This window comes from Mastigocoleus sp. MO_188.B34, from assembly GCF_030065675.1.
Taxonomy (GTDB): Bacteria; Cyanobacteriota; Cyanobacteriia; order Cyanobacteriales; family Nostocaceae; genus Mastigocoleus.
This window is the reverse complement of the sequence record NZ_JASJDK010000051.1, coordinates 23,734-36,114: the sequence shown is the minus strand read 5'-3', so window position 1 is coordinate 36,114 and position 12,381 is coordinate 23,734. Positions and strand designations below refer to the sequence as shown.

At 38.6% G+C, this 12,381-nt stretch carries 6 protein-coding genes; 3 read left to right on the top strand and 3 right to left on the bottom strand.

All coding sequences use genetic code 11. From position 1 onward, the window contains the following. Positions 1-191: 191 nt before the first annotated feature. Both QNJ50_RS14220 and ebsA read right to left on the bottom strand, forming a co-directional pair. Complete coding sequence (locus QNJ50_RS14220) at positions 192-1,286, bottom strand: phosphotransacetylase family protein (protein WP_300636236.1); 1,095 nt, start codon at positions 1,284-1,286, stop codon at positions 192-194. Positions 1,287-1,442: 156 nt separating this feature from the next. Then, positions 1,443-1,817 (bottom strand): type IV pilus biogenesis protein EbsA, encoded by a 375-nt coding sequence (gene ebsA / locus QNJ50_RS14215; RefSeq protein WP_300636234.1) that lies wholly within the window; start codon positions 1,815-1,817, stop codon positions 1,443-1,445. 634 nt (positions 1,818-2,451) lie between these two features. Between ebsA and QNJ50_RS14210 the strand changes: the two genes are divergently transcribed. Continuing rightward, positions 2,452-3,852 carry a glycosyltransferase family 2 protein gene (locus QNJ50_RS14210; protein WP_300636232.1) on the top strand — a complete coding sequence of 467 codons (1,401 nt, stop codon included), beginning with the start codon at positions 2,452-2,454 and terminating at the stop codon, positions 3,850-3,852. 126 nt (positions 3,853-3,978) lie between these two features. Here QNJ50_RS14210 and QNJ50_RS14205 read toward each other — a convergent pair whose 3' ends face one another. Then, the gene (locus QNJ50_RS14205; protein ID WP_300636230.1) at positions 3,979-6,072 is read right to left on the bottom strand and encodes a DNA polymerase III subunit gamma/tau; all 2,094 of its coding nucleotides are present in this window, start codon (positions 6,070-6,072) and stop codon (positions 3,979-3,981) included. Between the two features lie 411 nt (positions 6,073-6,483). On the opposite strand from QNJ50_RS14205, the gene QNJ50_RS14200 reads away from it, so the two are divergent. Next, complete coding sequence (locus QNJ50_RS14200; protein ID WP_300636228.1) at positions 6,484-7,182, top strand: hypothetical protein; 699 nt, start codon at positions 6,484-6,486, stop codon at positions 7,180-7,182. 943 nt (positions 7,183-8,125) lie between these two features. Next, positions 8,126-12,328, top strand: a complete 4,203-nt coding sequence (locus QNJ50_RS14195) for a tetratricopeptide repeat protein (protein WP_300636226.1) — start codon at positions 8,126-8,128, stop codon at positions 12,326-12,328. Positions 12,329-12,381 lie beyond the last annotated feature (53 nt).

Sequence of the window (12,381 nt, the reverse complement as noted above, 5' to 3'; positions counted from 1 at the left end):
TTTGTTGACGCGCTACGCGTATGACTAAAGTCACGCTAACGCTAACAGCTTGCTGCGTGCAAACACCTCCGGTGCCCCTTGAACGCGCTTACAGCGAACACATCCGTAGGATGCCTCCAAAGGCGCTGCGCCTTCTCAGTGGCGGCACGCAGTGCTATTACCGGTCGCCAGTCGCCAGTACCCAGTCCCCTTCAAGACAAGGTTGTCACTGGGTTTAAGTCAATTAAAGAAAGCAAACGATCTATATCAAAGTGTTCTGACATCATCTGACGAATGCATTCAGCTTTGACTGGCTCGTGTATATGCGCTTGACTAAAAGTTTTATCAATTATTTCCACAGTCGTTAGGGTATCTAAATCTACGGAAATAATTGGTATTTCCAGTTCTTCCGCACGGTTGAGTATAAATGCTGGTGGTGGTAACTTGCCTGTAAGAATCAGGCATTGAGTAGAAGTTTCCAAAGCCGCTTGTTGAATTTCTACGCGATCGCCACCTGTCACGACAGCTGTATTGTTACGTTTACGAAAATACTTCACTGCGGAGTTGACGTTCATTGCTCCAATTGCCATAGTCTCTACCAATAAATCAAGTCGGTTGCTACAGCAAAGTACTTCGGCTTGCAACTCATGCACTAAATCGCGAACGCTAATACAGCGCAATAAATCTGTTTTGGGCAAAGTTCCTAACACAGGAATACTGTGCTTTTCTAAATGCGGAATAAACAAATTGTTAACAGTTCCAATATCTTCGGAAGGAACATCATTAACAACAACACCAATCAAGCGTTTGCCTAAACGTTGTTTGGCATCTAAAACTTTCTCTAGGGAGCTTAAAGAGTGATAACGTACAACCAATAGTATGGAAGCATCAATTACCTCAGTCATTTGGGGCAAAGATAAATCAAATAAAATTCCTTCCTCTAAATCAGAAGGAGCTTCTAACAAAAGTAAGTCGCCAAATGAAACCTGTAAATATTGCTCTACTAGAGATTTTTGATAATTTTTCGTGTCATCACCAGATAAACGCTTTTCAAGGGAAAATTTATCCAATGATAGTAAAGTTGGTGCTAGACGGTTTTCTTGTAGCTTCAGACTTTTAGAAATAAATTTTGCATCTTCCTCAATTACTATTCTATTGGATCCATTTAAAGAAGTACCCAATGGCTTACCAAAGGCAATATCTACTTTTTTTTGTTGTAGTTGATAAGACAAACCTAAAACTGTAGTGGATTTACCACTCCAAGGTTCCGCTGCGCCAACGAACAAATATTTTGCTGGTTTTGCCACACCCGCACTCCTAATTTTAATACTCAGTACAACCCGACCTGCTATTTCATAATTTTAGGTCGAACTCTGCCATCAGAGACTAGGCGAATATTTTTGATTTGGATGCTGCAAAAGATTATTCGATTTATTTGAATCTAAACTTAGCTATTTCTAGAATTATTCATCTATCCGCAGTAGTTTACGATAAAATCCCTGGGAAAAATCTATTATTCGGTATCGTTTGTAATTTTCTAGTAATTCTATTAAAAAATTAATTAGCTCAAAACTAGCTACAACTGTTTCGTAACTAAGTTCTGCATTACCATCAAACTGCATTCGACAACGAGTTAAGTCTGAAGGTAAGGTCGCTGTATTCCAGGTTGCAACAAATGGAATATTCTCACTACCTTCTATTTTACGATTACCTTCCAATACTCCTTTTTTGTATAAGCCAATTGCAAGTGGCAAAAAATTACGTTTATTTCCTTGAATATAAGGTAAGTAGACACTAGCTTGTTGTGGTGTTGCTGGTTGGAGTTTTTCAAAAGACATAGTCAAGCTTCCTAAGCGAATATTTGTTATTTATTCGAGAGTGGGATGAGGCATAGGGCTGCGTGCCAATGTAGACGACATAGAACCTGCATTGTCACCAAAGTCTCTGGGAACTAGGGATTATAGATTAGCGCTCAATGTCTGGATTTGAGAAAATTATTTTATTTATCACGACTTATCACGACCCAAAATTAGCCCTGAGTTAATGGCTGTGAATAGTATTCCCAAAAAAAACTTTTGACTCACAGATACTGATTCTCAAGCGCGGCAAATGCAAAGAAATATAAAAATGTCGGTTACAATAGATTAGCAATAGCTTTGTTGGAAGCTAGAGCAATTACGTACTACATGTGCTGTTATCTAGCAGATGTTATCGTAGTTGCTACTTTTGAATAACGACAAACTAAAGTTTATGCTTGCTGAATTTGTCTTTTAATTAAATACCAACTTAATTAAATCCCAGTTAGCAGATAACCTATTTTGCTATTGGTGGCAATATAAATCGGAAGCGAAAACAAAGTATTTCTTATTTCTAAGTAAGTTTGACTTGTGTAGTAAGAATTGCACAGCTTTGTCGTATATTTGGGCTTCCAAATCTATCTGAAAAAATACCCCTGGTTGAATAAAGTTACCTATGCCAGCGAATTCCTGGCCCGAAAAAGACTTAGAAGAGTTCAAATCCCTCTTATCTGACCTCTCAGTAGAGGAAAATTCATTTAATGAAACCTTATCTGGTGTTTCTCGTCCATCCCATTTTAAAAATCGTAGACGTAAAGCGGCTATAGTCTTGACTATTGTTTGGAGCAGTACAATTGCTCTGCACTTGGTCTCTTGGACTTACCTATTCGTATTTGGTCTAACCACTATTTTAGGGTTACATGCTTTAGTCGTATTTCGTGCTAGACCCCGTAGTTACAAAAGTACGATTCAAGGGGAAATTCCTTTTGTATCGATTTTGGTTGCAGCGAAAAATGAAGAAGCTGTAATCGGCAATCTAGTTAAGGCACTTTGTAATTTACAGTACCCTCAAGAGCGGTATGAAGTATGGGTAATTGATGATAACAGTAGCGACAGAACGCCGCAATTGTTAGCTCATCTCGCACAAAAGTATGAAAAACTAAATATATTTAGGCGTAAGCCAGAAGCCACTGGGGGCAAGTCGGGGGCATTAAATCAAGTTTTGCCACTGACAAAAGGTGAAGTAGTTGCAGTATTTGATGCTGACGCACAGGTTCCTTCTGATGTTTTGTTGCAAGTTGTACCTTTGTTTGAAAGGGAAAAGTTAGGAGCAGTACAGCTACGTAAAGCGATCACTAATTCCCGAGATAACTTTTGGACAAAGGGACAGATGGCGGAAATGGCTGTCGATGCTTTCCTAAACAGGGCTAGAGCAGCGATTGGAGGTATCGGTGAACTACGGGGAAACGGTCAGTTTGTTCGTAGGGAAGCATTAATTAAATGCGGTGGTTGGAATGAAGAAACAATTACTGATGATTTGGATTTAACCATTCGCCTGCACTTAGAAAATTGGGATATTGAATGCGCATTCTATCCAGCGGTAGAAGAGGAAGGCGTTACCACAGCTATTGCACTATGGCATCAACGTAATCGTTGGGCAGAAGGTGGATATCAGCGATATTTGGATTATTGGGACTTAATTCTTCGCAACCGTATGGGTATGCGTAAAACTTGGGATTTATTGGCTTTTGCCTTCATTATGTACATTATTCCCACAGCAGCAATACCCGATCTGTTGATGGCGATCGCCCGTCACCGTCTACCGATATTAACTCCTTTTTCTGGTTTGAGTTTTACTGTATCTTTTGCTGGCATGTTTGCTGGTTTAATGCAAATACACAGGGAAAAACGACTACGTTTTTCTAGTTATTCTATCTTACTTCTGCAAACTCTCCGGGGTACTTTGTACATGCTTCATTGGTTTGTTGTTATGAGCAGCACCACTGCTCGGATGTCATTCAGACCTAAACGCTTGAAGTGGGTTAAAACAGTACATCAAGGAGCCTCTGAAAGCTAAGTGAACCTTTAAAGCCTAAATGAAATTATATGTTCTGAGGTGGCAGGCAATACGTCTGCCAAATTTTTTGTTTACTTATTATTTCTTACTTATTACTTATTACTCCTTACTTCTTACTCTTTACTTCTAAAAATCATCTTCTTCCATCTCTAATACACTTGAAGAATCATCAAATTCTGCTGGTTCATCCACAAAAGAGACAATAGCCCCATCAAAAAACTGGGCTAGGCGCTTGGCGCTGGACATAACTTGTTCAGCTTCGGGGTCGGACTCTATAGGTTTGGAAGGCTTATGTTGTTGATGTTGGGGCGGTGGTGCTGCTTCAAAATTAGGTTTCGCAATTGGTGGTTGATTTTGAGTCGGGTGAGTTCTTGCTGCAGGTTGTTGTGGTGTTTGAGTATGAGTAAATGAAGAAGCAGTGGATGGCGTAGTTTGCTGGTTGAAGCTAGGAACCGGAGATTGTGCTGGCGAAGGAGAAGGTTGTCCCGGTGAAGATATACTCGCTTCGCCTCCAGTTTTGTTTTGGGGCTGGTTAGGCTGAAAGTTTACCTTGATTTTTCGCTGACAAACTTTTCCAAAAGCATTTTCTACATCTGCTGATTTACTTCGAGCAAGTTTTACCAACTTCGGTGGTACGCCAACAGTAGCACTAACATCATTCATTACCAACAAACGTCCATGTTGCTTTAACAATGCTTGGGCGGGAATAGGTAATGTTTGAAGTACCTGGTGCCACATATTTTCTAGGGATACAGCAGAAGTTTGGGTTGGGATTGGGGAGGATGTTGTAATGGGTTCAGGTATTGGAGTTGTTGGTGTCTGTTTTTGTACCCCATTCACATGAACTCCTGCTCCAGTATGCCTCGTTTCCGGGGAAGAAATGGGAGAATTCCTAGGAACTGATGTTGGACTTGAAGCTGAAGTCGCAACTCTTGGTGTCTGTCCTTGAATTCCATTTTTATTGCTTTGAATTTCATTTCTTTGAACTTCCCTGGGCGTATGTCTCGATTCTGTAGATGGGAGGGGAGAGGAAGAAGATAAAGGTCTTACTGAGGAAGGTTGATGCTGATGTATTGTTGGTGGTGCTGAGATGACTTGTTGGGGAATAATTTGCTGTTGAGAAGCACTACTAACTGTTGGTAAAAGTCCAAGTAAAGTAATTTCTAGCCACAGACGCGGTTGGGTTGTATTTTTTAACTGTACTTCGGCACTTCTGAGATGTTGCTGTCCTAATAAAATAGTATTGAGGTCGAATTTTTTCGCTTCTTCAATTAATTCTTGCCAAACCTCTTGGGTACAAGTCACTAAATCGTTACGCCCAGAAGCTGTTTTTGCAATTAGCAAGTCTCGATAAAAAGATGCCAAATTTTGCAAGATAATTAGTGGTTCTCGACCCCGATCAAGAATTTCACGGGTAAAATCGAGAATTGCTTCAGGATTATTGGATGCGATCGCTTGTAATAATCCCATTAAATCCCGTTCGCTGACAGAACCGACTAAATCCCAAACCCGTTCTGGTGTTACTTTACCCGATAATAAACTTAATTGATCTAATAAACTTTGGGCATCTCTTAACCCACCTTGGGCAAATTGAGAAACTAAGGCGATCGCTTCAGTGGTGATACTAATACTTTCTGCAGCAGCAATTTTACTCAGATGCACTATCATCCGATCTAAAGCAATTCGCCGAAAATCAAATCTTTGACAACGAGAAATAATTGTCGGTAATACCCTTTGGGGGTCAGTTGTAGCAAGAACAAAAACTACGTGTTTAGGTGGTTCTTCTAAGGTTTTAAGTAATGCATTAAATGCTGCAGTACTAAGCATGTGGCATTCATCAACCACATAAACCTTGTAGCGACACTGAACCGGAGCAAATTGAGCTCTTTCAATAATTTCTCTGATGTTATCAACGCCGGTATTGCTAGCAGCATCAATTTCTATGACATCTAAAGTCGAACCTTTATTAATTCCTTGACATACATCACAATTGCCACATGGTTCAGGGGTCGGCTTGTTACTACTTAAACAATTCAGAGACTTGGCTAATATTCGAGCACTCGAAGTCTTCCCCGTACCTCTAGGACCAGTAAATAAATAAGCAGGGGCGATTTTGGATGTTCTGATGGCATTTGTCAGGGTGGTGGCGATCGCCTCTTGTCCGACAAGTTCAGCAAAACTTTTAGGGCGATACTTGTGGTGCAGCGGTTCGTAAGGCATAGTAAATTACCGCTAACTAGGTTTTGACCAATCGGCTGTTAAGAACTAAATTATTTTAAACTCATGGGTACTACTTGGGGAGATCAAAAATACTGAAACATCAAGTTTTATTGGTTTTAAATGGTCACACCAGCATAAATATTTAAAGCAACTTATAATATTCCTTATATAAGTGCTCTATTTTCTATCCTATAATTTGTTCGGCTATCATATTTTGCCGCTGAAATTTGATTTTATTAAATTGAACGTTAATATTTGTTGTTAATTTTCCATAAGATATATTAAAAAAAATACGATATGTAGATTTTTTGTTTGTTACAATTCATGTATTTTGTCCTGCGTGTGCGCTCCAAGGTAGCACATCTCAATCGCTAAAATCTTAGGTTAATCAAAAAAGCGGGTGCTTTATCAATGTTCAAACGGCTTATTGAATCGATCAAAAATTTTTTTCGGCGGTTGTTTGGAGGTAAGCATAATTCATCCGTCACTCCATCTGAAACAAAAAAACCACCACCACCCTTGAATAATACAGATCTGGAATTTTTGTTTACAGAACTGCTGGAAGGCGTACATCAAGCACGCGGACAATCTTGGGCCCTTAAGTGGTTAAGAAATATAGAAAATCGGGTTAGTACCGAACGTTGGCTAGATTGGTTAGATAACTTTGGGGATAAATTACTGGCAGCTCCAACACCAAATAATGAATTAGCTTCGCGCATGGTGCAATTGGGAGAATTAGAGATTGGAGATGTTGGAGACTTAGCTTATGACATTGGTATGGAACTTTTGACTCGCAATCAAAGCGACCAAATTTTGGAGTACGAAGGACCAGACATCGCAATTAATCCTCCACCGAATAACACCCCACAGAATAATATTTCACCAACAGCACAAACACCCCCACAAACAGTAGAAATTCAGCAAGAAGGAAGTAACGAAGAAAATCTTCCTGAAGGAGAATATCAGACTGTTAGTTTGGAGCAGTTATATGAGATGATTCAGCAGGACGAGAATTTGCGTCAAATGGTTGCTCAACAGTTAGGAGTTGATACAGACGACCCCGAACTTATCATGAAAAAACTAATTAATCAGTATTATGAAGCGGGTTAATTAATTTTTTGAGCAAAATTTACAATACTTTTAGTCCAGGAATGATATTAATATCATTGCCCAGTTATTATCTCGCTATTTCCTGCTTTTTGAGGCACAAGTAATTAAGCTTGTCTGTTCATAAACGGGTTGCAATAAAATAGTTTAATTTTGGCAAAGAGTTAGGTTTCAAGTCAAAAAGTAACCCTTAAAAACAGGGCTGAGACAATGGTGATTATTTGGGTTTGAGAATCAGAAAATACTGTATGAGACATTACTATTTGCTGGGGAATCAACCAAAATAATAATTATCAGTTTGTTCTGGCAAGATTAACTACATCTTAGATTGAATCATACACACATTTTCTAGCTTTAGTGCCAAATGATACTAATATAGTAGTTATAATACTCTACGGGTATCAATAAAAACTCTCAGTCTAGTTATTCCTTAGTTAAACTCTGAGTTTAATTCTATCTTAGTTAAGAGTTTGACTTGAAAAGTCTCAACTATGTTGATTAAATGTGTTTTATCTGATACTCTCAGTTTTCTTTCGTCTAATCCAACATGAGATTTTGCTCTTCCACTTAGTGAAAACAAAATATCTCAGAAGGACTGATTTAAAAAAAATTAGTCTTAATCATTAAAATCCTAAGTTTCAGATTATAAGGGGTACAAAAACATATTTTTTGGGAAATATGCTTATCTTTAAGTAAGTACCCGAACTATTAATCTTGTTGACAAAATTACTATTTGAGTTTATTCCATTTAAATTCTTCAAATCGTAGATTAGTCTGGAAACAAGAAGATTAGTTAATCTGAATCTGTATATATTTAGTAAATCTACTTTGTAAAGTTTTACAAATTACATTTAGGTATAAGGTTATATCTTAATCTTAATTGTCATTTTTGATCGCACATCGGTCGCTAAAATCTAGGGAAAAACAATATCCAAGAATGCACCAAATGCTTAGGCGGCTATTTCAAGGGCTTCAAAAGTTTCTCAGGCGTCTTTTTGATAGCAAACAAATTTATTCTCAAAACTCTAGCGTCAGACAGTTGCCAGTAGTGCAATTGCCAGAACTGACTAATGCTGATTTAGAATTCCTGTTTACCCAACTTCTGGAAGGAGTTCACCAGGGAAGAGGACAAGGTTGGGCGACAAGATATATCCAACGTATGGAAAATCGTATTACCAATCAGCGTTGGTTAGAGTGGCTGTTAAATTTTGCTGAAAGATTATTGAATTCTCCTGCCCCGAATCACGAGTTGGCGTATCGCATGGTACAGTTAGGCGAACTGCGAATTGGTGAGATTGGAGATCTTGCTTACGATATTGGTATGCAGTTGCTAACTCGTAATTTGGATGAGTTATACGAACCAGAAGAACAAATTTCCGAACAGGAAGACCTGGCTTATTATACGAGTGTAGTACCACAAAGTTCTTTTGAAGAAGGTGTTGCAGCTTTTAATAATGAAGTCATTTGGGATTTTGACGGGCAAGATTCTGAAAGTATAGTCCCGCCTCTAAATATTTCCATTTCTCCCCAGGTAGGATTTGACGAGAAATTAGGTGAAGTAGATTTTTGGGAAGAAAACACTGAAAGTTTCAACCGAACAAATCGCGATTGCGATCATAATTATTCAGAAGAAGTACCCCTATGGGAACACCAAGAAACAATAGAAAAGCCAAAAACAACTGAGCGAGATGTTTTAAAAGATTTAAGAGGATTGGTAGTTCGCGAAGAAGATACTGAAGATGTTGACGTTAACCCCGCCAAATTAGCAGCAGACAATGAAATATTTTATACTTCACAGTCTTTTTGGCAGGGTGAAAAATCATCAGAGACAGAAACAGCAAATTCAGAAGAAGTTACTTATTTCCCAGATCTGGGTAGGTTGGGTAACTCACCACAAGCAGATACAAGTTTTTCTATCCCTGTAGAGCCACAGGTAGAAGAAACTGAAATTATTCCTCTATCGGAGAATATACCTGTTTCATCGGAAGCTAGTAATCTAGAAGCTAATAATCTAGAAGCGAATAACTTAAATTACTCATCAGATGATTCATCAGATAACTCATCTGATGAAGATTTTGAACCGGTTGTTGCTGTGACATTGGATGAATTATCCATGAGATTGCAGCAAAGTGCGAGCTTGGTAGAACAGTTAGCAGCCTACGGTCTACTGAGTAAATCTTCTGCAGAAATAAAAACGGAATCAGAAGATAATCAACCTGATATTACCCTTGAAGCTCAAGCATGGTTTTATAAGGGTTTGGGACAAGCCAAAACTGGTGATTTGATGACTGCATTGGCATCTTATGACCAAGCGATCTCAATGAAGCCAGATGTCTATGAATATTGGTTTAATAGAGGTTTAGCATTATTTCACTTGGGAGATTTTGCTGCAGCCTTAGCGTCTTACGACCAAGCAATAACCATTAAACAAGATGCTTACAAAGGTTGGTACAATCGTGGTATTACCTTGGGAGAATTAGGTGGGTTCGCTGATGCTGTAACATCTTTTGACCGAGCGATTACAATCAAGCCCGATTACTACGAAGCCTGGTCCAGTAGGGGTTTAGCGTTGGTTCAATTAGGACATTTAGCAGAAGCAATAGAAAGCTACGACCAGGCTGTAAATTTACAACCCCAAGACCAAGATAATTGGTACTGTCGGGGATTAGCACTTTTGGAAAAAGGGGATTATGTTCGGGCGATCGCATCTTTTGATAAAGCCCTAGAAATCGATCCCGCCTCCCATTTAATCTGGTACAACAGAGGTGTAGGTCTGTGGAATTTAAACCGCTGGCAAGACGCAATTGCTAGTTTGGATAAAGCAATTGAAATAGAACCGCTATCGGAGCAAGTTTGGTACATCCGAGGAAATGCCTTGGATAAAATGGGAAAAACAGCAGAAGCATTGGCTTCTTACGAAAAAGCTTCACAAATTGAACCCAATTACCATGAAGTTTGGATAGATCGGGGTGTGGTATTGTTCAAACTAAGTCGCTGGGCTGACGCAATTAAAGCCTGGGATCGGGCAATACAAATCAAACCAGATTTTTATTTGGCTTGGTTTAATCGCGCTGTAGCACTTGAACAGTTGGGACAATATAATGAAGCCCTTGCTTCCTACGATCAATCCATAGAAATTAACCCAGATTTTTATCTGGCTTGGTACAATCGCGCTGTTGTTTTATCAAACTTGCAGCATTTTGAAGAAGCAATCGCCCATTACGATCGCACTTTAGAAATCAAGCTTGATTATTGGGAAGCTTGGATTGGTAGGGGTACAGCAGCCGGGAGTTCCAGTTCCTACGATCGGCAATTTGAATTATTCAGTAAAATTCCCAGTGTAAGTTCAGAACTGAACAAACGTGGCTATGTAGGTAAGGTAGCTAGTTATGAAACTGGATTGCAATATATAGGTCAGGACAGTTATCCCGAAGGTTGGGGTAGACTACATTTGGGTTTAGGAAATGCCCATTACGAGCAAGGGAAGAAACATCCTACACCTCATTATTATTGGCAGAAAGCTCTAGAAGAATACGACTTAGCAATTTTAACTTTAACAGCAGCAAATTATCCCAAATTACATCTAGAAGTATTACGAAATAAAATTAAAGTGTTGTTGTGTCTTGGACAAAGAGATACAGCAGAAAAAATACAAGAATTAGCAATTGAATTATGGCAAAGCTTACTTAACGAATCATCTTGTTCACCAGAAAATAAAAAGCAGCTTGCTTTGCAATTTGTTAGTTTGTGGCAATATGGCGTAGATTTATCAATTAAATTAGGAGAATTTGTTCAAGCTTTAGAAATTGCCGAACACGGGAAAAATGCTTGTTTAAATTGGCATTTATATGGTTGGCAAAAGCAAATTATCTCTCCTAGCTATCAAGAAATTCAAACATTGGTAGACGCAAAAACTGCCATTGTCTACTGGCATATTAGCCCTTGTGCTATCCATACCTTTGTACTTAAAGATAAAGCTTCGGAACCAATGCTCATCTTCACTCCAGTAGCAAGGGATATCGAAGCAATTAATGATTTTCCTCAAAGGGAAGCCATGCTACGCCTAATAGAATTTGAAGATTGGCAAATTAATTGGCAAAAGCAATATCAGGAATACGCCAACAATTACGCCAACAATACTGATGAAACTCACAATAAACGAGAGTCTTCTTGGCGAGCGGATATGGAGTTAAAGCTCTTAAAACTGAGGGATATTCTTAATGTTCCAGCAATAGAGCAGGAGCTTCAGGGGATTGAAAAAGTAATCTTAATACCCCATTCCGACTTACAAAAGTATCCACTCCACAGTTTATTTGATATGTCTTTCTCTGATGATGAAGATGTATCGAATACAGATAGAAACTTTACCATCAGTTATTTACCCAGCGCTCAAGTTGGTTTGTCCTTAGCATCAAAACCTCAACAAAATAGTTCTATGCAACTATTACTTAGCGTTGAAAATCCTGATAGTGCGGGATATTTACCACTGAAGTTTGCCAAACTGGAATCAGAAGTAGTCGCTAATATGTTTCATCGTCCCACTCGAATTGAGGGAGTCGAAGCAAACAAGCAAACTGTAGAAAATGCTTTATGTGGCGGTTATAATATACTTCACTTTGCTGGTTATGCTATCGACCGCGCAATTAATCCTTTAAATTCAGAATTAATATTAGCTGGTGAAGATAAAATTACCTTAGCTCAAATTCGCAATCAATCTTTGGAAAGATATAATCTATTGACAATTTCTGCTGGCGATACTGCTAGCTATGGAAAGCAAAATATTAGCAACGAATATGTTGGTTTTGTCAACACTTTCCTTTGCCAGGGGGTTACAAATATTGTTAGTAGTTTGTGGGTTGTAGAATCTGCAGCAACAGCCTTAGTAATGATAGAATTTTATCGCAGGATCAAAGCTGGAAAATCAGCACCAAGGGCTTTAGCTGAAACTACACAATGGTTGCAAAATGTTACAGCTTTAGAAGTAAATAGATGGTACCAAGATTTATTAAATAAACTTCCAGTGGAAGGATTAAGAATTAGGGCACATTTGGCAACTTTACAATATAAAACTAGTAAGATTACTCCCTACAAGAAACTCTATAGTCATCCTTATTATTGGGCAGGATTTATTATTGCTGGTCAGCTATAGGATTGTAGTTGAAATATTCTTGATTTGTTGTTCCCTATTCCTTCTTTAAGCAA

What these genes read in the sequence shown, in the direction of transcription:
- ebsA (WP_300636234.1), bottom strand. Translation starts at nt 1,817, where the DNA reads ATGTCTTTTGAAAAACTCCAACCAGCAACACCACAACAAGCTAGTGTC.
- QNJ50_RS14200 (WP_300636228.1), top strand. Translation starts at nt 6,484, where the DNA reads ATGTTCAAACGGCTTATTGAATCGATCAAAAATTTTTTTCGGCGGTTG.
- QNJ50_RS14210 (WP_300636232.1), top strand. Translation starts at nt 2,452, where the DNA reads ATGCCAGCGAATTCCTGGCCCGAAAAAGACTTAGAAGAGTTCAAATCC.
- QNJ50_RS14195 (WP_300636226.1), top strand. Translation starts at nt 8,126, where the DNA reads ATGCTTAGGCGGCTATTTCAAGGGCTTCAAAAGTTTCTCAGGCGTCTT.
- QNJ50_RS14205 (WP_300636230.1), bottom strand. Translation starts at nt 6,072, where the DNA reads ATGCCTTACGAACCGCTGCACCACAAGTATCGCCCTAAAAGTTTTGCT.